The following is a 20,414-nucleotide window of genomic DNA, read 5'->3' as shown; positions in this document are numbered from 1 at the left end:
TCGGTCGAAGCAACCCAAGCCGCCTGAGCTTCACAGCCTCGTTTTCCTAAAGCCATCATCCATCCTTTGCAATGGGAAAGTCTTGCTGGAGAATAGCGGGGAGATGAGGGTTTTTCAACGGGCTGCTGGGCTTAAGCCCGTGCCATTCAGTCCTGACACTCTTTTCTCACTCAACAGGCTGCTAATTCAGCCAGCCCTTCCGATCCAAATAGTACAGCCATTCGTTGTTTTTAATTTCAGTTGCTGGAATGTCAAACAACGAATAGAAATCCTTTCCCATTAATACATCACCTAGGAAATCACTAAAGGAATTGGCTAAAATAATACAATCGGAGTCTAACTCATCTTTATAACTATACTGGATGATATTACCATTCTTTCGCATTGCAATGCAATTGCCGTCAGGGTCTTCTGCGAATGGAAACACCTGTAGATTCTCTGTGTTTGTCCGCCACCTATGTATTATTCCTTCGATTGCTGGAATCCTTGACATTCCACTTCCAAACAATTCATACACCCACAAACTGGCGCCGTCAGTTATGGCCAGAAATTGACAGTATTCATCATCAATAAATGGATACTTCTCTTGCAGTTGCATGATGAATTTATGATCAGCTGGCTGTGCAGATCGGAATACAATTTTCAGTGCTGGTATCGTTTTCGAATCTTCGATTGTAGTTAATAATTTTTTTCGCCATGACATAATGTTTACTCCAAAGATTTTACTTGGTGAATTATTGTGCCATCAGGAAGATCCTTGATCTGTTGCCATATCTGGCGACCAAGGCCAACATTCACATCCATATCCAATAGCCACAAATTCGACGCATCGTCCAAGCCAGACAATTGTAAATCCTGGATATGATCCGCATGCATACTGCGAATGCGATCCGCCAGCCGCTCTGCCTTTGAAGGATCAGTCTTACCAAAGGTCTCGTAAGCACGTCTTATTAGATCATTTTTATATTGCCCTGTAGCGCCTTTCCTTAAAGCGGAAGTACCGGAAGCCTTGCAAAGCTATCCTCGTTCTGCCAAATCCTGCAAAGCACGCAGTTTTCGATCAAAATCCCTAGCGTTCCAGCCTGCTTCACGAGTAAGCGTTAAGCCCACCCGGTTAATTGCGGCGATATCTTCAGCTGCGTCGGCAGCATTGTCAAGCGCCTTTCGCGTTTTAGTTCCGGATCGAGCCAAGTCACTAGTGGCTGCTGCGAATCCACCAAGCCCACCAGCACCAGCCTCAAGTGCACGAAAACCACGCTCTGTCCCTGATAGAGCTCTACCTGTTATAGCCTCTTTTCCTGAGGCTGCTTCAATAGCACTAGTAAAGGCGTTGCCCCTTGCATGTTGTCCATACATTCGCGCTGAAACGCTTTGGCTGTTTGGACGCCTTCACGATAATTTTCCCTGCTCAATTCATCAAGCGCCTTCCACCCGGCGTCTTGGCTTGCCAAATCTTCTCGAATTGACGCTAGACTACCACGTTTCGGCGGCGACTTCGGTGGTGGTGGATTGCGGTTAAACTTTTGATTCCTTATTGGATCCTTCTCTACGTACCACCATTCTGCTAATCCTATTCCCCACGCACCAAATCCAGGTTTTCATTCTTCCAGACCACTCGGGTCCGTAAACACAGTAACCTCATGCCCCACATACCGATAAAGATTCTCATCCCCCGCCTCAAACCCAATCGGGTCCTGGCTCATCCACCTACCTAGCTCGGCGTTGTACCAGCGGTTGGTGTTGTATTGCAGGCCGGTCGCTTCGTCGAAGTAGCGGGCGGTGAAGCCGAAGCCTGTCGTGTCAAGCGTGGCGTTCGTTTCGCTTAGCACGTTGCCGAAGGCATCGTAGGTGATGTGGTTGGCGACGCTGGTCGTGTCGGTCAGGTCGTCGTACTCGGCCCAGTCGTGGACCGTGTTCAGGTGATCGGTCAGGGCCCAATAGACATCGCCTGAGGCGTTTTCGTCGGCCAGAAGCTGATCGACATTCGCCCGCCACAACAGACGATGATCGACTTCGCCGTTGTCGTCGATCTGAAGCATGATCTGGTCGCCGTCGTAGATAAACGTTCCAGACTGGTCGACGGTTCCATCCCCGTCGCTGTCGAGCTTACGCCCGATCAGCCGGTTGAATTGGTCGTACTGGTAGACGACGCAACTGGTGCATCAAAGACACGGGCCAGAGGCACCGTGGCACACGGAGGGGTTTCATTGGCCAGTGCCACCCGCCCGCGGTGAGAAATCGTTACCAGCGTTGAGTGGCATCCGCCGGGGAGACGAGAGTTTCTCAACGGGCTGCTAATGCCCCTCAGTCCAAATCGTTTCACCGTTGCCATTTATATATCCGAAATGTTTTGAGGCTCTGAGAGAACTACTCGCTGGCCGGGGTAAAGAGAATCGTGCTATCTCCCAGTCATAGATGTAAACTAGAGAAAAGCGTGGCTCCGTCATTATCTCGCCTTTTCGATCGATGACAGTCATTACAGAGTTGACTGGTTCGCCGAGATCTCCCACGGTTTGCTTATCAATGGCAGCAGGCCAGAACCCCTTGCCTCCGTTTCCGATGAATCGGAAACTTGGTTTGACGAGCCATACGCCGTCGCGATCTACTAGCCCCCAAAGCCCCGCTTCGCATGCAGGAATCGCACCATCGGAAAAATAATCGCCGAGATCATCAAATTTACCTGGCATTGCTACATTCAAGTCATCGTCAATCCACCCCATTTTCTGTGAGCCAGTTGCAAATCGAACCGGAACTAGCCCCTCAGAAAAACTGCGTACATCGGCATATTGGGTCATTGCTAGCGGTTGGCCTGTCCCATTAACAATGACAAAACGATCGAGCTCTATAAGTTTTGCACCAGCAGCGTTTTCATGACGAAGTATCGGGCGAAGCAGACGATACTCAAGGTCATTGAATCGTTCACCGTTGGGTTGAATGCGATACCAACGATCGCTCGATGGCCAGGAGCAGCAGACACTACAACCGTGTGCCGTAAAAGAACTAACAAACTCATACTGTGGTTCAATGACAATCTGGCCTCGATTGTTGCAAAACCCTGACATTCCATCTCGTTCGATCTCGAGAAGGCCGGATTGAAATGAGTGCATCGCCCAGCTGTCTTCAACACGCGCTTTAACGTTACCCTCGTGTGATAAAATAAGGATTTCGTTTCCTTGCACTGCATACGGCTGACCTTCGAGGCATGCCCCGGTCGAGTCGTACTGAGGCTCGATCACTAACGTTCCGTCAGGAGCAATGTAGCCCCATCGATCATTTATTCTAATAGGCAAGAGAACAGAACATTCATCCCGATCTTTAGTTGCCAATTTCTTGGTTATCATTTGCGACCTCCTGCATTATTCGGAACCGGTCCCCCATTTTGGATTTCCATGATCCTCTCAAATCGATCTTGATTGATTTGTAGTTTTCTCTCAACGGCTTTGTGATAGGCTTCTCCCGCTTCATAGAATTCGGGCAGCTGGCACTGGCTGCCAAGGAAACTTCTCGGTGTGCCACGGTGCCTCTGGCCCGTGTGTTGGCGAAGCAGGGAGATGGCCAACTTCTTTCACTAGGCGTAAGCTTCTAGGAATCGAAACCGTAGCTAGGCCCGGGCAAGATGCCCGGGGCACCCGGCGTTGTTCATACATCCAAGGAGCAACTAGCCCAGGCAACTGCGGTAAACTTCTTGGAAGATTTCCTCGGGAACATCTTTCCTCAATTTGTCAAACGGAGTTTCTCCTTCGTAATCTTCCGCGTATGGATTGAGGCCATCCCTCACCATTTGAATGAACGTATCGCGCCGAAACCGCTTTGCATTGTAGTGCAAAGGAGTCCAAAGGTAGTGGTTTTCGCGAAGATCAAATCGTGTCCCTGCGTCTCTCAGACGCTGATACATGGACGGTGTCATCTCCTTAAGTGTTACGGCATGCTCCACTTCAGCTACAGAGGGTGCGATTCCAAAATTTGGATCGGCGCCATGGGAAAGCAAGCAGTCTACATGCTCAAGTTTCCGATGCCCCACAGCAAATTCGAGGGGGGTGTAACCATCCTCGTTAAGATCGTTGATCACGCCCCCGCCGGCAAGCACGGACTGCAGCATGGCACAGCTCCCATAAATCATAGCGAGGTGGGAGAGGCCCAGGTCTAAGTACGACCTGCAGTCAGCAAATTGAACCTGGCCGTGAGCTGCAGTAACGTAGGCAATATTCTCACAAGCCACGGCATATCCCAAAGGGCAAAACTCGTCCAGGTAGTAATGGGTCATTCTAAACGGCACGCTATGTATTTCGGCAAGCGAAAACTGTCCCATTCGTTCGATTGCCGATGGGTCGTGCTGCGCGATGGCTAGGTAATGCTCGTAGAGCTCTGACGGCAGTTCCATTTGAGCCGGTAACACGAAATCGTCACAAATGTCATCCGGATCGTACTTCGAAAAATAAACGGCCGTGAGCCAATGACTTTCCTTGACTAAGCCATTCTCGAGGTAGCCGAAATCGATAACGTTCTCTCTGGCATATTCCTCGGGAAAGGAGCGATATACTTGCTCCAAGGCATCACGCCCGGCAAGTTTAGAATTGAACCAGCTAACCTGATCCAAGTAGATGATCTGCGAGTCGATCTCTACGATCAGAAAAAAGTGGTCATCGAGCCTTCTAGGTTTTCGGAGCCGCTTAACAAACCTGGCCCAGTTGGCTCGGGCTTGTTCGCGGAACAGTGAGTCATTGGCTGTGAGCACTCTAGGGAGAGCGTGGTATTTTTCTAAGGGTTCAAGGAACATGTGCAATAAGCCACAAATTGCGGAAAGTGGGCATGGATGGAAAGAATTGCAAAGCTTCCGGAAGGTTATACCATTTTTCACAATCTTATTGATGTCTGCGGCGGGTGGCGCTGCCTAATGAAACCTCTCGGAGTGCCACGGTGCCTCTGGCCCGTGTCTGGGAAGCAGGGACATGCCCAACTTCTTCTACCAGGCGTAAGCTTCTAGGAATCGAAACCGCAGCCAGACCCGTCGTTCTCGTCGGCCAGAAGCTGATCGACATTCGCCGCTGTCGTCGAGCTCTCGGCCAATTAGTCGTTTGAACAGGTCGTACGTATAAGCTACCTGCTGATGCTTGACATCCGAAGCATTAAAGTCGGTCACGCTGACCAGGCGGTTGCGATGGTCGTACTGGTAGACGGTGTAACTGGTGCAGCAAAGACACGGGCCAGAGGCACCGTGGCACACAGAGAGGTTCCATTGGGCAGTACCACCTGCCGAAGGCTGTAACCAAAAGAACATTGCATCAATCGAAGGAAAAAAAAGCTGGTGCGAAAGGTGGTCGCCTTGGCCCCTGCATCGGCTTCGCCCGGTTCTTTTTCTTTGTGCCCATCCCAATCGCTCACGTACGCACGGGAAAGGGCCAGCCCGCGCGTAGATACCAGGCATGAAGACGTTTCACGAATGGCTGGCAGAGCGACAGCGGCGGCAATGCGAAGGGCTTTGGCTCAACGACAAGAATGCCGTCATCGGGCTGTCGAAGATGAACCCGTTGCCGAGGATTCAGCGGTCAACAAGGGCTTGAGCAAAAAGCCCAAGCCGCCGACGTCAGGCGTACCGCCCGACAAGAGACAACACCGCAAGCCGTGGAAGCCTGCTCAACCGGACAAGCTGCAACCGTTCAAACCGGCAGAGCCTGCGAAGATCGTGATGCAGAAGCCGAGTGTTCTGACGTAGTGACTCAGGAGTTGTTTTCCATCAGCTTCACCAATTCCGTGTCACCAATCTGCGTGGCGAAGTCGATTGGTGATCGCCCATGTCTATTCTTTTGGTGTGCGGTTTTTGCCGCACCTTTCGCTAACAGCACATTCACGACATCGTATTTGCCTCTTGCGTTGAACACGGCCGTCCAAAGTGGCGTATTCCCATGCTCGTCCACAACCCCGAAATCACCACCGTGGTCGAGTATTTGCTGAGCAACCATCGCATTCTGGTGGGCACCAGCGTAATGCAGCGGCGTTGCTCCCTTTCGATCCTGAGCGTTGACATCAACTCCTCGCTGGATAAGGTCAACGGCAGCATCGACATTCGAGTAGGCAATTGCAACATGCAAGAGGTTTTCGCCATCATCATTCCTGATGTTTACGTCATCGAGTTCATTAAGCGAGGACAAAGCTCCATGCCCATCTCGCCGCACAGCTTGAAAAAAATCAACCATCCGCATCACTCCCATTTGTGGCTTTGGTTTTCAAGCCAATCTTCCGGCCAATATTTGTTGGGGTCTCGGTATTCCCGAAGGAACTCTTCCTTCGTGATCTTGCCATCCATGTAGTCTTTGTGGAGATCGGCGTATTTCTTACCGGGCTTGTGTCCCATATCCCACTGTCGAGTTCTTGGCTTCGTCGGATCCCACGTCAACTCTGCACCTGTATTTGGATCATACACTTTGCCATCGGCCTGCTTCGCATTCTCCCAAACTTTCTCAACTTGTCCTTCAGCGTACTTTGGACGGTTGCGTGGATTGCTGTAAGGCTTTGGTTTTGTGGTTGGGGCAACTCCATTCGTAGGACACTCTATATTTTCTAATGCTTCCCTGGCAAGCCCTTGCCCTTGGCAGTGCCTTCGGACACCTTGTTAACTTGATTGACTGTTTTGGCCGTATCAGCCGCCTTGTCTGCGGCATTGACGCCTTTACCGAATAGTTCCGCCCATTCCGCATGCTTGGAGATCCCAGTCCAGGAAGAGTTTCTACTCCAAACGCCCCCGCGAATTTACCCCAACCATGGGCCGAATGCGGTTCTTCTACGATTCGGTTGGCGACGCTGGTCGTGTCGCTCAGGTCGCCATTGGCCAACCTTGTCGACGGTGCCATTCCCGTCGCTATCAAGCTCTCACCCAATCAGCCGGTTGAACAGGTCGTACGTATAAGCCACCTGCTGCTGCTTGACGTCCGAAACATTGAAGTCAGTCACGCTGACCAGGCGGTTGCGATAGTCGTACTGGTAGACGGTGTAACTGGTGCATCAAAGACACGGGCCAGAGGCACCGTGGCACACAGAGAGGTTTCATTCGCCAGTGCCACCCGTCGGCATGAAGGCGGACGCCGTAGTTCGTGTTTCCACTGATGATGTTCTTTTCCAGATCGTCGCTAACACCATCGGCATTGGTACCAAGCAGGGCGTTTGCCACCCCATCAGTAAGATGCACACCAGTCTCGTTGCAGATTGCCGCAGTCCCCGCTTGGTTGGTGCCAATGTAGTTACCAGCGATCGTTAGCTGCAGGGCACCTGAGGAGAAGGGGGAAAGAGCCCTGGCACTTTTTTCTCAAGCTTGGTCGGGGATAAAAAGAATTCCGGCTCAAGCTAAGATCAACTTACGCGTGGGCTTGGTTTTAACAGTGCCATTCAGTCCTGACACCTTTTTCCACAGATCAAACAATGAATCAATAGGCTTCCACATAAAATTCAACATCTCGTCCGATTGCGAATCCATCGGACGAATGGAATGCCTCAAACGACTCGGGGCGGTCGATTGCACCACCAAATTCAATGCCGACCCGGTTTGCAACACACAGAAGATGGATGCCCTGCGAAAGCACCTGAATCGGTGTGCGTGAGCTTTCTCGGACTCCGAAATCCGAGACACCTCGTACCACAATGCGAACGCATACCCAACCTTCGTTCTCGTCGGTTTCGGAGTCACGAATAGCTACGTGGACTTCGACGCTTCGAGTCCCATTCTCATCGAATTGCAACAAGACCGTGCGGATTACTCCGTCACAAAACCCATAGAACCGCGCTAGAACTCCGTCGTAGCCATCTTGTGTATACGCTGTCATGTCTGAAACCAATCTATTATGTGTTTGCTCTACTGGCCAATAGGTGTACGTGGCTGCACTCCTGGTGGCAGATCGGACCAACCCGGTGGTAATTGACTGGGCGGAATGTGTGGCTTTCCCGGACCGTGGCCTGATGCGGGATTGCCGGGGACAGGGAACTGATGCCCGTGACCTGAAGTAGCTCCGAGGCCGTGATTCTTGAAATCGACATGCCCAATGACATTTCCGCTCGAATCATAAATGGCATTCTGAACGGCTTTTCCGTCCGGACCGATATGCGTGTATTTGGAATCTGGCGTCGCCCCACTGATCCATGGCTTATCAGTACCGGAGAAATGTGGTGCGCTGTTTGGGGCAACTCCATCCGTAGGGCAATTTAAATCTCCTGCCGCTTCCCTGGCAAGGCCCTTTGTCCCTGACGATGCAGGATTCCTGCTTGCCGATTTCGACTCTGGTGAGTTCAAGAATTTGCGAAGATCTGCATTGAACTGCGCTTCTCTAGTTGTCATCGCCCCTTCATCCATCAAGCTGGGCTCGCTTCTATAAGCAGGGCGGAAACTACTAGCACTCCTCCCGCCAGGACTCTGTCGCGTAAACGGGGATCGCGTAAACGGGGCAGCACGATAGATCGTCCCCTTCAATCCAAAGCCAGTAAGCCCCAGTTGGGCTGTACCAACGACTCCGTCACTCGTTCGCTCCCAAACAGATTGCCTATGTGCATCCACGGCATCGTACGGGCTTCCTGCATCGGAAATCCCTCGCACGCCCGTCATATTTGCAAGCAGGAGCCCGCAAATCACATAAGAACGTTGCGTAAGTGGCATATGAGAAGTATTTTTATATACGGTACCTCCATCGTGAATAACCATGTCTGCAGTGTCTTGCGACGTGCGATAGATCATATACCCTGGAACCCCCGCCATCATTCCCTGGTCCATCGCGTATACACCCCAGTCCCATCCCAAGCCAACCCAGGTTCTCGTTGCCTGGGGAGGCTGAAGTCCACTCGGGTCCGTAAACACAGTAACCTCATTCCCCACATACCGATAAAGATTCTCATCTCCCCCATCAAACCCGATCGGGTCCTGGCTCATCCACCTGCCTAGCTGGGCGTTGTACCAGCGGTTGGTGTTGTATTGCAGGCCGGTGGCTTCGTCGAAGTAGCGGGCGGTGAAGCCGAAGCCTGCCGTATCAAGCGTGGCGTTGGTTTCGCTTAGCACGTTGCCGAAGGCGTCGTAGGTGATGTGGTTGGCGACGCTGGTCGTGTCGGTCAGGTCGTCGTACTCGGCCCAGTCGTGGACCGTGTTCAGGTGATCGGTCAGCGCCCAGTAGACATCGCCTGAGGCGTTTTCGTGGGCAAAAGCTGAGCGACATTCGCCCCCCACAGCAGACGATGGTCGACGTCGCCTGCGTCATCCAGCTGAAGAATGATTTGATTGCCGTCGTAAATGAAGTGCCCAGTCGTGTCAAACGATCCATCCCCGTTGCTGTCGAGCTTACGCCCAATCAGCCGGTTGAACAGGTCGTACTGGTAGACGAAGCAACTGGTGCATCAAAGACACGGGCCAGAGGCACCGTGGTACACAGAGAGGTTTCTTTGGCAGCCAGTGCCACCTGCCGGATTGCACTCCAGAAGCAGGCTTGATGCACGTTTCCGATTTGCCTTCGTTGGGCTAAGCTATCGCTAACGAAGCCTACCACAATGCTGAGTGGGAATTAGACCAAAGGATACTCTCGGATGATGAAAAAATCTCGATCAATTCCTTTGGAAAGTATTTGAAACGCGCACTTGCTTAAGACAATAGATGCTCCAAAATTTATGATCGGAAAGTCCTCTAGCATACTGCTTGATAGTCTGATAACGCTAGTCTGTTGCAGTGGCGGTGTCCTTTCTTCAATGGTAATCTCTTTTGCTGTTGGGTATTTCTCAACAGCATCTCGCCAGCGGTAACATTGAACCTCGCTGTAGTGTCCAATCCGTTTATGGAACTCTGAAACATCAGCCAGAGTTCGCAAAAGTTCGCAAGGATCGACGGGGCCCCATTTTTCATCCCATGACATGTCACCCTTAGCATAATCGACATCCACTAGGCGCTTAAACGTAACAGGCATGAGACGAATGTGTGGGAGTTGCTCCAGTTCTTTGACGTAGCGTTGGGAGACAACTAAGTGACTGCTTGGTCGACAAATATCAGGAATATGCCGCACGGTCCGAGAAATCAAAAGAGGGCTCGGTGAATCTGTATTGGCAAAAACAATCGTATCGTGTGGATATTCCTTTCCGTCTCGTTCAGCCAGTCCATGAAACATATCGGCATGAAATGTCTTAATTTTAGGATTGCCGATAAAGTTGGAAATGGATGTAATCGTGTAGAATTTCATCGCTTGAAAAAACTCTTATGCTTTAATGGGAATGATGTAATGACGAGAGAGATTTATTTCCAACAGGTGATGCAACCGGACAATTTTCAAATCGCATGGCGACTTGGGCCAAGCCATCAATCCCTCTGACAAGCCTTTCACGTTCGCCCCAGACTTGATTCAGTTCGTCTTGATATTCCCGCCAGAATTCGTGCATCCAACGATCACTGTTTGCTTGAGTAATCTCACCATCTCTCAAAGCCGTTGGGCCAAACCCAATTGGTTCACTGGCTTTATTAAAGCGTCTTCCACGCCGGGCCACAAATTCTCCGATTATTGCTCCGCCTACAAGATATCATGAAGGCCATTTTACACTATATGCCCCACTTCCGGCGAAGGTTTTCAACGTCTTTCCTAATAGCGGCTTCATACTCGGACTCATTGCCGTTACGATTGATCTCGCCACTAGCAAGTCTCGCCTCCATGAAACGCAGCATTTTCATGTCACTCTCATATTCGTCATACTTGCTTTGAAGCGAATTTTTATACTCTTCCTGTTTTCGTAATTGCTCCATAATCCATTCGGCATTTAGGCGATCGTAACCTCGTTCGGCATTGTCACGTTCTTCCTGGCCGGGACGCAAATTGTTGGGGTCTTGCATCTTATTGCGGACCTGTTCATCGGTAGGAATATACTCGTCTCCCCCCGCGAGAAGCACCCATTCAACAACTGGGGTGTTTTCAAGGCCGGTCTGGACTGTTCCGCAGAAAATACCCTTCGCTTGCACGTTCTCTTGTAATGCAAACGGAATCGTAACAGCACCAATACACGGAATAGCTCCGAGAGCTTTCTTGCCAATCTTCCGCAATCCTTTTTTAGTCAGTTTTTCTGCTGCTTCTTTTGCAGCGCGACTGCGTGCCATTCGTTCAGCTACCTTGTACGCTTTATCAGCTTGTTCGTAGGAATACTTCGCAGGGAACCCAAGCTCATCTAGCTTATATTTGGAGACCATTTCTTTCAGTTGGTCGTCAATCATCTCCTTCGTAATGATTGTGCCTTTTTCTTCATACTGCCTAATCCACTCTTTCCAATCTCGACTCCAGCCTTCAGGATGAATACCTCCCGTCCATGTATGATCCTTTGCGCGAAGCATCCAGCCGTATTTTGCTGAATTAATGTTGATCTTTAGGCCATATTTTGTGATGAAATCCTCGTTAAAAATCGCTCGGTCTAACAAGTGGTGCCAGTTCCACTCCCACCCCTCCGCTAAACCACTCGGGTCCGTTGCTATCGTCGGCCCATTACCCACATACCGATAAAGATTCTCATCTCCTCCCTCAAACCCAATCGGGTCCTGGCTCATCCATCTGCCTAGCTGGGCGTTGTACCAGCGGTTGGTGTTGTATTGCAGGCCGGTTGCTTCGTCGAAGTAACGGGCGGTGAAGCCGAAGTTGGCGATGTCAAGCGTGGCGTTGGTCTCGCTTAGCACGTTGCCGAAGGCGTCGTAGGTGATGTGGTTGGCGTCGTAGGTGATGTGGTTGGCGTCGTAGGTCGTGTCGGTCAGGTCGTCGTATTCCGCCCAGTCACGAATCGAGCCGAGATGATCGGTCAGGGCCCAGTAAACGTCGCCTGAGGAATTCTCGTCGGCCAGAAGCTGATCGACATTCGCCCCCCACAGCAGACGATGCTCGACATCGCCTGCGTCATCCAACTGAAGAATGATCTGGTCGCCATCGTAGATAAACGTGCCAGATTGGTCGAAAGTGCCATTCCCGTCGCTATCAAGCTCTCACCCAATCAGCCGGTTGAACAGGTCGTACGTATAAGCCACCTGCTGCTGCTTGACGTCCGAAACATTGAAGTCAGTCACGCTGACCAGGCGGTTGCGATAGTCGTACTGGTAGACGGTGTAACTGGTGCATCAAAGACACGGGCCAGAGGCACCGTGGCACACAGAGAGGTTTCATTCGCCAGTGCCACCCGTACGAAGACCGTGATGCAGAAGCCGAAGAACTAGAAGTCGAGGAATGATTCCGATTCGATGATTCCTTCGGTGCTGCCGATTTCCGAATCATCCGGTTCAAGCCGATTCACGAATTCGTCAATGGAAGCTGCAATTCGCCACGTCCCTTCACCTCGTTGGCTTTCATGGTTCCACAGATGAACGGCTCCATCACCATCAACGCAGATCAAGTTCCCACCCGACGATTCACCAATGGGCACAAATGAGGTTGGCAGTTCACCAGCATATTGTGCAGCTTTCTGCTCAATACAGTTCTTTCCATTGCCCAAGCCATAAAGAACTTCAAGGCTCTGGTAGCCATCTTTGTCATTCAGAGGCGACTTCTCATCTGATGCAAACTTCGCCCCATTGTCGAAGACAACTGCACCTCCAAATGTCAGCAGCATCTCTCGATAGCTGTCCGAAATCGGTAGAACTTGCACCGCTGATTTGATTGCACCTTCTGAGTCGCTGGACTTCTCACCAAGCAATCGTGGCCCAAGTTGTGAAAGCTTGTCGAAAGCCATTTTAGAATCCCCCTCTAAGGTCCGACGCCGAACCGATGTGTGGAATGTTTCCATGAAGATCGGACGGGATTAACTGGATTGCTGTGTTGTCCAAGTGATGAGGAGTGAGGCCAGCCTCTCGCAGATAGTTCTTAGCGGCATTTCGACTCGACAAGCCCTTTTGCTTGGCAATGTAGTCATACACTGCATTGAAATCAGCTTGTGAGCCATCAAGCTGTCCAGGCTTGAATTTGACCTGTCCCTTCGACCAAGGCGTGAAGACCGGGCGACCATTCACAAACTGAACAGGCTTGCCACCAGTGATGGCATTAACCTCTGGAATATCAGACCGCCATACCCCATTGCCCGGTGTGCCATCCACCCACTGACCTTGAGTACGAGGCAAGCGAGTTCTAGGATTTGTTGTTGGTGCAACTCCATTCGTAGGACAATCTACATTTTCTAATGCTTCCCTGGCAAGCCCTTGCCCTACCCCTTGGCAGTTCCTTCTGCCACCTTGTTAACTAGATTGACTGCCTTGGCCGTATCAGCCGCCTTGTCTAGGGCATTGGCTCCTTTACCGAATAGTCCCCCCGCCCATTCCACAAGCTCGGCAGCTCCGAACCCAGCAAGAGTTTCTGCTCCAAACGCTCCCGCGAATTTACCCCAACCATGGGCCGAATCTGATTCTTCTACGATTCGGTTGGCGACGCTGGTCGTGTCGGTCAGGTCGACAATGCCATCCCCGTCGCTATCAAGCTCTCGCCCGATCAGCCGGTTGAACAGGTCGTACTGGTAGACGGTGTAACTGGTGCGGCAAAGACACGGGCCCGAGGCATCCAGAGAGAATTCAATCGCAAGAGCCTCTCTCGTAGCAAATTGCTTAATCGGAAATCGTCGCCATTGGATTATCGAACCTTAATCCTTTGAAATTGCAAAGCCCTTTGACTCGGCGAATGCTGTCAGACCGCTAACCGGCAACTCGTACTCTAATGAGATTGCGAACAAGGCTGGAATCAAAGCTTTCAGGAATTCAGCTTTTACCTCTTCCCTCGATGCACGTTTTAGGGGTGCCAATTCGATTTCCATTGCAAACGGCAGTTCGTTATTGCGTTTGTCGATTGGGCCCACTTCAGCATGGGGGTCGAACATTGTTCCATAACGAATGATACCGCTGAGTAGATCAAACGGTGCATCTGCCAAGAACTTATCCTTTACCAAATAAGGATTCAGTTCTTGAGAAATCTCTACCATTACTGGACCGGCATGGCGAATGCTGCCTTTAATCAAGCCAACACCACCTAGAACCACACAGATGTCAGGTCTCATGAACCGCCTCCTCCTCTCAAATGCTCACGATTGCCCGGGAACTTGTCTTGCCCAAATAGCCGCCGATAAGTGTCTCGCCATCTCTTCTCATAGTCCCTTAGGGTGCGTCTCGACGCACTAGAATTTGCTGAACCGTTTGCGCCTACAAATTGCGTGTTAACGCATGGTACTGCCTAATGACACCTCTCGGTGTGTCACGGTGCCTCTGGCCCGTGTCTTGGGAAGCAGGGACGTGCCCAACTAGGCAATTTAGCAGCGGCAGAGTCAGGCGGGTTTCTGCTGCTATGCAGTCCGTGGCCAGTTTGCCTCTAGCAGTCATGGACTTCAGAAAAGCGAAACGGCATCCAAACCCGGGCAAGATGCCCGGGGCACCCGGCGATTGCCATGTAAACTTACCGCTAAATCGAGCAAAGTCGAAGTTGCACCTGCCATCTTCAGGGAAAATTCTTGCGAGCCCTCTCAGAGAGGAATATCAGGCCAACACCAAGCAATACACTTATAATGGTGATATTAACAAATGAGACATACTGCAATGCAGTCAATTCACTACCGCCTGTTAATACAATGCCAATAGTGTTTCCTGTTAGCAGCAAGCAATAGGATGCAATCCAAATAGGCCGAGGGGAAAGCAAGATCAGTCGCTGATAAACAATTCTCATTGGGTGTGAATCCCCCAGTCCCCAGTATGCCCCGAGACTCCAGGCGAAAACGACAGGCCAAAACGGCCAGTCACTTGGCGAATCCAAACTCGCCATGAAACAGATTGTGAAAGCGATCGACAGCCCCATGTAAAAGGTGCATAGAAGTTTCGCATTTCTTGGTGCTTTACACGACACAAGATAATTGCACGCATTTGTTTTAATGGCAAGTGCCACTAAGGACGTGGTAAACGCAAAGCCACAGGACAAAGCAAGGATCATTGCACCTGGTACAGCAGGCAGATAGTGGGTTGTCGGATGTTCACCGATGTATTGTGGGAACACTGTAAACGGGCGATAGAGCATAGTGGAAAAAGCGATTCCACCTGCCGCGCCAAATGAAAAGCTGATACGAAATAACCACCAATCAATATTTGCAGAAAGTGTATCAGACATTTGTTTACATTATCCCGGCTGTCGTCGACCGCGGCTTCGAACTCGATATTGTTGAAGATCGTTAGAGGGCCAGTGAGTCCTAGCTGAGTTACCTATCGTTTGCAGCAACCGATCTGCGTTGCTCCGCAGGGCTTACGTATTCAGTCCGGTAGGCCAGGTTAGCGAAAGCATACCCCAGCAATTCCAACCCGCCCATAGCCCAACCACCGGCAGGCAACCTCTTGCTTGGCTTTCTGTGTTGCTGATTGTATCTTACACGATGGCCAGGGTGACATGTTCACGTCTCCGTGAGCATGCAGTTGACGCGTAATGCCGGAAAGGCGGGTTGCCTGCTGCTTAGTGATTTGGCTCTTGGGAATAAGTAGGGAATTGTCTGCAGCATCGCATGCTCATGAAGACATGAGCATGGCACCCTGGCTGATTATTGACTTCTGCGCCATCAATCCAAGAGGGGCGGCCAGCGGAAGCCCCGGATTCGTGGCAATTCGGTCCGTTGCCATGTTGGATTACCGGCGCTGGCATCAATAAATAGTCCGAATGACAAAGGTCATATGCACGATGAGATTATTAGCATTACTAACGATAACATTCCTGGCAGGATGTGTGACCCCCTCCGTGACATCTCCTCACGGGAACCCCATTGAACGTCAATTACAGGATCAGTTAACAGGCGTCTGGCAATCACCAGACGGCGAGTTGATCCACATAAAGAAGTTCGAAAATCGTCTACTTATCGGGTTCTTGGAATTCGATGAAAAGAGAGGGCAATATGTTGCGATTAATTCTGAGGCTGTCTTAACAACTAATGAAAACCGTACGTTTGTCTTTTTTAGAATTCCTGGGGAAAGCGATGAGTTCTTCTTTTTCGTGGTCAGCAACTTTACAGACGGCATCATTACACTTCGACGTCCAGACCCCGAGGTCTTTCGGCAGGGCGTGAAAACCGGAACAATCTCGGGCAAGATCGTCGATCGAAATCTGTATGGAAACAGCTATCAGCGTGCCCGCTTAGATGCCGACGAGGATTCATTTTTCAAGTTCTTGAAGGAAAAGGGACTCGATAATTGCTTCGCCAAGGATTCGGAGATTACCTACCGAAAACTAGAGCACCCACAACGAGGTTCAGAGGTGCGTGACTAAGTTCGGTAGGCTGGGTTAGCAAAAGCGTAACCCAGCGATTTCAACCCGCCCGTAGCCAAATCATCGGCAGGCAACCTCTTGCTTGGCTTTTGCGTTGCTGATTGTATCGTACACGAGAGCCGGAAGCCGGTCGCCAGTTTGTCTTTGCTGGCTAATCCAGCCTACTTGGCTAAATCTGTGTGCCACGGGCATCCTGCCTGCCCGTGCGAAGTGGGTACCCGGTTCGCAGGACCACCCGGGCAAGATGCCCGGGGCACCCGAGGAGCAAGGCCAGGGTGCCATGTTCACGTCTGCGTGAGCATGCAGTAGACGCGTAATGCCAGCAAAGACGGGTTGCCTGCTGCTTAGTGATTTGGCTTGTCTGCAGCATGGCACCCTGGCTTCCTCAGCCGACCTCGCTGTTGCCATGCTGAATTACGAGCTCAGGCAGCCATAACCCCATCATCTGCCGGGAGAAAGAGAAAGGACATTCCTCATGACACAGAAGAATGCCAGACACATCAGCACAATGGCCTCGACCGAATAGGCGATTGCCATGGCGGAAGGACTTAGTAGCTCCGCCTGAATTGTCATGAGTGGGGAGACAATAAGCAGCGCTATTCGAGCGTGAAAACCTGACAGATACCATAAGACGCATAACATGACAAACACTGCTGTCATGCTCATGAAAATCGCCAAGCGATATCTCTCTAGCGGATGCCCAGGGACAACCGTCGTCCCATAGATCGCTAGTGTGAAAAAGAGAAATGCGAACTGCAAAACGATGAACAACTTCGTCATTTCACTCCTTCAAGTCATTCGGCCCGAGGCCGACGACTTCGATGGGGATGTCTTCTGAGGTTACTTGGCCGCTGTGTTTGTCGGTCACGATCAGGCGTAGGGCGTATTTGCCGCTGCGGTTGAGGCGGAATGGTAGTTTTATGTCTAGGTTTTTGGCAGGCTCGCTAAAGCGTGAGAAGGCGATTGGTTGGGAAGTGCTTAGCTCGAAGTCGGACAGGCGATTGCCTTGGCGGTCGACGCCGATCATTTTCACTTCGATGTCGCGGGTCGAGTTCTTGAGTTCCGTCCCAACCACAGTTGCGCGCAGGTGGTACGGCCTGCCGACGGTAAATAGGTTGCCAGCGGGGATATCCGAGTCTTCCCACAGGTAAAACTCGTACCCCGTGGCGTGCAACTGCGTGTCAGGGTTCACCACCACTTCTTTCGAGAGATAACCGGTGGCGCCACTTATCTGGTCGGTAATTTGCAGCGTCCAAGTTACCGGGCCAGACAACGTTTCTGGGAAATTGGTTTTCTGCCAGAAAGAAAACTCGAACACGTTGCGATCGTGCATTAGATGATAGGGTAACTCCTCGACTTCCTTTTCAAAAAGTAGCTGGCCGGTTTCATCGCTCACCGTCACACGCAGGGCAAGCTTGCCGATACCATGAGCGTTCGTCTTCAGCCCGGCAATGCGTATCTGGGAATAGATGGTATCGTTGGCGTAGTAAGTATTACCTTGACGAAGCGAACCATGCTCGCCATTGGTTAAACAGGCCTCTAACCACAGCAAACCAGGCGGCGGCGTTGGCACCGCTTGCTCAGCGTCGCCAAACACGCTGACCACGGGGCAAGGAATGTCGCGTGTCGTTTTCTCGCCACTGTTTAAGTCATCAACCGTCACGCGGATAAAGTGCTGGCCAGCCCGATTGGGGACAAAGGGAAGCGAGAGTTTGCCGATGAGGTAGTGCCCTTCTTCTATCTCAGCCGTGAGTTGCCTCTCTTGCACCATGGGCTCGGCTTGAATTGGCTGGCCCTGCTGGTCGCATCCCATCATCGAAATCCGCAGGCGAGCCTGACCGTCTTTCAATCCAAATTTCAGTAACTGAAGATTCAAAACATGCGGGCGGCCTGCTTGGAGGAACATACCAGGGGAGATCGATTTGTCACTTCTATAGCCAAATTCATACTGAATGATCGATAGCTTCTCGACCGGCTTAATAAAAAATTCGCGCGAGGCAGTCACCCGCTTGCCAGTTTCGTTATGCACTACCTCGGCCACAATCTTATGCGGGCCAGACGAATAATCGTTGCCGTTGACGTTCGTCTGTAAATAAATCACTTCAGCACCGGGGCCTAGCAGTTCCATATACTTGTCAGCACTGAAAGGGGATTCCGTAAGCAACGTGCCGTCAGGCTTATAAGCACTTAGCATCCCTGCGATGCTTGCTCGGCCATGATCTTGCGGGCGAGGACGTAGCCCGGTGATCCATAAGAAGGCGTGAGGGTCTTCCTCGGTTTGAAATTCGGCACTTTCTCGTAGCGGCCCGCCTGCCCCTTCGGTAAAAAAAATCCGCGCTTCCAGCCGCTCTTCGGCCTCTTCTCCCCACACAAAACCAGCCCAGCCCATCAGCCCGACCAACACCATCACCCAGCAACCGGCCCAAAATCGACGCATCTCATTCCCCTTCCCTGAATATGAAGCGTGCCCGCTAGCATTATGCCCATATTGGCGAGCCCAATATACTTCCGCCGCAGTGCATCACCAACCGCAATCGTGCGAGTTTGTCAGAACCGGTTATTGCCAACCTAGTCTCGTAGGGTGCGTCTCGACGCACCAGAGTTTGCTGAACCGCTTGCGACTACAAATCGCGTGGTAACGCAATACACCGCATTGTGCGTTACCACGCGGTCGGTTTCTTGCTAACCTGACTCGCAGGGCTTGGTGCGTCAAGACGCACCCTACAAGACTCTCTCCAGTTTCTGCCCCCAAAAAAAATGCTCGACGGGTGAACACTCTTTTGCGAAAACGGGCAAACGAAGCTCATCTATATCAGGCCTTTCCACCCGCAGAGAATTTCGCGATGCGTTTGTCAGAACCGGTTATTGCCAACCTCGAACTGGCCAAGCCTGCCGCATGTGGGCCAGGCGATTCCCTTTCACCAGACATGCCCGCGACGGCGCGGCAAGGTCGCTTTCCGGTCGAGGCGTTGCCTGCGAGGTTGCGGACCTATGTCGAAGCGGCGGCGGTTGCCACGCAGACGTTGGTCGATCTGGCTGCGGTGACTTGCCTGGGGGTTTGCAGTGCGGCGATCGCAGGCCGGTTTCGGGTGGCGGCGCGGCCAGGGACCGAACAGCCGGCCACCTTGTTCGTCGCTTCGATCACGCAAGGACTCAGCCGCGAGGCTGACGTCTTCGCCCAGGCCAAGCAGCCGCTGCAGTCGCTTGAAGCAGAGCAAATCGATCAGGCCCGCGTCCCTCGCATCGAGGCCCAATCGATTTTACGGCAAGCGAAAATTCGCCTCCGACAACGCGAAAAGCAGGCCGCCGGTGACATCCAAAAGTATCGTGAAGCAGCAATCGAATTCTCGAAACAAGTCGATGAAAACCGTGTGCCAGCGCTTCCTCGGCTGCTATTCGACGACACCACCACCGAGAAACTAAGCACCATGCTGGCCGCACAAAACGGGCGGCTCGCGCGGTTCTCGACCGACTCGGCCGCCCGCGATTTGCTTTCTGGTAGCACCTCGCGCCGCAGCCTGGCCGAGCAAGCGTTGTACCGGAAAGGTTATCGCGGGGAAGAACTAACGCTCGATCTGCGCGGCGGCGAACGCTGCTTTGTGCGGCGCTCGGCGATCACCTGCTCCGCCATGTTGGCCGAAACGGAGGTAGCTGGCCTGCGGCATGGCCGGGGGCGCCGAACCCGTGGCGTGCTCGATGCGTTTTTGTTCGCCTGGCCTGCCAGAGATCCCACGCAACTCCCTGCCCCACCGCAGCCGATTCCAGGCGAAGTTCTGCAGCAATACGATACGCTCATCCGCTCGCTTGCCGCCCGCCAGTTTGATATCACGTTCACCTTAACCAGCGCCGCACGGCAGCGGTGGGAAGCTTGGCAGGCGGAAGTCGAAACGATGATGCAAATCGACGGTCCGCTCGAAATGTTGGCGGCCTGGGCCGATCACTTGCCTGGCAACACGCTGCGCATCGCCGCGATTCTGCACAGCATCAACGATGCCAATGAACTCGAAATCAGCGAGCAAACCATGGAAGCCGCCATCGCGATTGCCCGCTATTTCATCCCGCACGCCCTCGCCACGCATCAGCTTCTCTCTCAACAACCGGGTGCCGCCCCGCCCCGTTACGTTCAAACGCTTCCAGCAGAACGCCCCCTGTCTCTTATACACATCT

22 protein-coding genes are annotated in these 20,414 nt (G+C 52.0%); 4 read left to right on the top strand and 18 right to left on the bottom strand.

The genetic code is table 11. From position 1 onward, the window contains the following. Positions 1-181: 181 nt before the first annotated feature. From DTL42_RS17975 to DTL42_RS17950, 6 genes are all read right to left on the bottom strand, one after another. Positions 182-703, bottom strand: a complete 522-nt coding sequence (locus DTL42_RS17975; RefSeq protein WP_114370551.1) for an SMI1/KNR4 family protein — start codon at positions 701-703, stop codon at positions 182-184. 314 nt (positions 704-1,017) lie between these two features. Further along, on the bottom strand, positions 1,018-1,356 hold the full coding sequence (locus DTL42_RS27180; protein ID WP_114370549.1) for a pre-toxin TG domain-containing protein: 339 nt from the start codon (positions 1,354-1,356) through the stop codon (positions 1,018-1,020). A 242-nt stretch (positions 1,357-1,598) separates the two neighbouring features. Further along, on the bottom strand, positions 1,599-2,039 hold the full coding sequence (locus DTL42_RS17965; RefSeq protein ID WP_114370547.1) for an RHS repeat-associated core domain-containing protein: 441 nt from the start codon (positions 2,037-2,039) through the stop codon (positions 1,599-1,601). A gap of 255 nt (positions 2,040-2,294) precedes the next feature. After that, positions 2,295-3,341: a WG repeat-containing protein gene (locus DTL42_RS17960; protein WP_114370545.1), complete on the bottom strand. Its 1,047-nt coding sequence runs from the start codon at positions 3,339-3,341 to the stop codon at positions 2,295-2,297. Between the two features lie 317 nt (positions 3,342-3,658). Next, positions 3,659-4,777: an ankyrin repeat domain-containing protein gene (locus tag DTL42_RS17955; protein WP_114370543.1), complete on the bottom strand. Its 1,119-nt coding sequence runs from the start codon at positions 4,775-4,777 to the stop codon at positions 3,659-3,661. Positions 4,778-4,963: 186 nt separating this feature from the next. Then, on the bottom strand, positions 4,964-5,278 hold the full coding sequence (locus tag DTL42_RS17950) for a hypothetical protein (RefSeq protein ID WP_114370541.1): 315 nt from the start codon (positions 5,276-5,278) through the stop codon (positions 4,964-4,966). 201 nt (positions 5,279-5,479) lie between these two features. Here DTL42_RS17950 and DTL42_RS17945 point away from each other — a divergent pair, with 201 nt between their 5' ends. Next, the gene (locus DTL42_RS17945; protein WP_147274331.1) at positions 5,480-5,713 is read left to right on the top strand and encodes a hypothetical protein; all 234 of its coding nucleotides are present in this window, start codon (positions 5,480-5,482) and stop codon (positions 5,711-5,713) included. Between the two features lie 4 nt (positions 5,714-5,717). Here the strand turns inward: DTL42_RS17945 and DTL42_RS17940 are convergent, their stop codons facing one another. From DTL42_RS17940 to DTL42_RS17905, 6 genes are all read right to left on the bottom strand, one after another. Further along, the gene (locus tag DTL42_RS17940) at positions 5,718-6,194 is read right to left on the bottom strand and encodes an ankyrin repeat domain-containing protein (RefSeq protein WP_158545444.1); all 477 of its coding nucleotides are present in this window, start codon (positions 6,192-6,194) and stop codon (positions 5,718-5,720) included. Between the two features lie 5 nt (positions 6,195-6,199). Beyond that, the gene (locus DTL42_RS26585) at positions 6,200-6,421 is read right to left on the bottom strand and encodes an HNH/ENDO VII family nuclease (RefSeq protein ID WP_199590169.1); all 222 of its coding nucleotides are present in this window, start codon (positions 6,419-6,421) and stop codon (positions 6,200-6,202) included. A gap of 997 nt (positions 6,422-7,418) precedes the next feature. Then, positions 7,419-7,814, bottom strand: a complete 396-nt coding sequence (locus DTL42_RS17925) for a hypothetical protein (protein ID WP_114370532.1) — start codon at positions 7,812-7,814, stop codon at positions 7,419-7,421. Positions 7,815-7,843: 29 nt separating this feature from the next. Beyond that, positions 7,844-9,199: an RHS repeat-associated core domain-containing protein gene (locus DTL42_RS17920; protein ID WP_114370530.1), complete on the bottom strand. Its 1,356-nt coding sequence runs from the start codon at positions 9,197-9,199 to the stop codon at positions 7,844-7,846. 331 nt (positions 9,200-9,530) lie between these two features. Next, a complete protein-coding gene (locus DTL42_RS17910; protein ID WP_114370526.1) occupies positions 9,531-10,196 on the bottom strand; it encodes a hypothetical protein in 666 nt (221 codons plus the stop codon). Positions 10,197-10,549: 353 nt separating this feature from the next. Further along, a complete protein-coding gene (locus DTL42_RS17905) occupies positions 10,550-11,887 on the bottom strand; it encodes an RHS repeat domain-containing protein (protein WP_158545443.1) in 1,338 nt (445 codons plus the stop codon). Here DTL42_RS17905 and DTL42_RS17900 point away from each other — a divergent pair. Next, positions 11,861-12,193 (top strand): hypothetical protein, encoded by a 333-nt coding sequence (locus tag DTL42_RS17900; RefSeq protein WP_114370522.1) that lies wholly within the window; start codon positions 11,861-11,863, stop codon positions 12,191-12,193. The genes DTL42_RS17905 and DTL42_RS17900 overlap by 27 nt on opposite strands. Here the strand turns inward: DTL42_RS17900 and DTL42_RS17895 are convergent. The 4 genes from DTL42_RS17895 to DTL42_RS26060 form a co-directional block, all read right to left on the bottom strand. After that, entirely contained in the window at positions 12,190-12,705 is a 516-nt protein-coding gene (locus DTL42_RS17895) for an SMI1/KNR4 family protein (protein WP_158545442.1), read from the bottom strand. The two genes, DTL42_RS17900 and DTL42_RS17895, sit on opposite strands and share 4 nt — an antisense overlap. Before the next feature lies 1 nt (position 12,706). Beyond that, positions 12,707-13,090, bottom strand: coding sequence for an HNH endonuclease (locus DTL42_RS17890; RefSeq protein WP_114370518.1), 384 nt, complete (start codon positions 13,088-13,090; stop codon positions 12,707-12,709). A gap of 512 nt (positions 13,091-13,602) precedes the next feature. Beyond that, on the bottom strand, positions 13,603-14,013 hold the full coding sequence (locus tag DTL42_RS17885; protein WP_114370516.1) for an Imm39 family immunity protein: 411 nt from the start codon (positions 14,011-14,013) through the stop codon (positions 13,603-13,605). A gap of 434 nt (positions 14,014-14,447) precedes the next feature. Next, positions 14,448-15,107, bottom strand: a complete 660-nt coding sequence (locus tag DTL42_RS26060) for a hypothetical protein (protein WP_147274330.1) — start codon at positions 15,105-15,107, stop codon at positions 14,448-14,450. Between the two features lie 615 nt (positions 15,108-15,722). Here DTL42_RS26060 and DTL42_RS17880 point away from each other — a divergent pair. Further along, positions 15,723-16,247 carry a hypothetical protein gene (locus DTL42_RS17880; RefSeq protein WP_114370514.1) on the top strand — a complete coding sequence of 175 codons (525 nt, stop codon included), beginning with the start codon at positions 15,723-15,725 and terminating at the stop codon, positions 16,245-16,247. 441 nt (positions 16,248-16,688) lie between these two features. Here DTL42_RS17880 and DTL42_RS17875 read toward each other — a convergent pair whose 3' ends face one another. Together DTL42_RS17875 and DTL42_RS17870 are read right to left on the bottom strand one after the other, a co-directional pair. Further along, complete coding sequence (locus DTL42_RS17875) at positions 16,689-17,027, bottom strand: hypothetical protein (protein ID WP_114370513.1); 339 nt, start codon at positions 17,025-17,027, stop codon at positions 16,689-16,691. A gap of 1 nt (position 17,028) precedes the next feature. Then, positions 17,029-18,684 carry a hypothetical protein gene (locus DTL42_RS17870; RefSeq protein ID WP_114370510.1) on the bottom strand — a complete coding sequence of 552 codons (1,656 nt, stop codon included), beginning with the start codon at positions 18,682-18,684 and terminating at the stop codon, positions 17,029-17,031. 406 nt (positions 18,685-19,090) lie between these two features. On the opposite strand from DTL42_RS17870, the gene DTL42_RS17865 reads away from it, so the two are divergent. After that, positions 19,091-20,414, top strand: a 1,324-nt coding sequence (locus DTL42_RS17865; protein ID WP_114370508.1) for a DUF3987 domain-containing protein, incomplete at its 3' end; no start/stop codon positions are given.

This window comes from Bremerella cremea, assembly GCF_003335505.1.
GTDB lineage: Bacteria > Planctomycetota > Planctomycetia > Pirellulales > Pirellulaceae > Bremerella > Bremerella cremea_A.
This window is presented reverse-complemented; position numbering and strand designations above follow the sequence as displayed.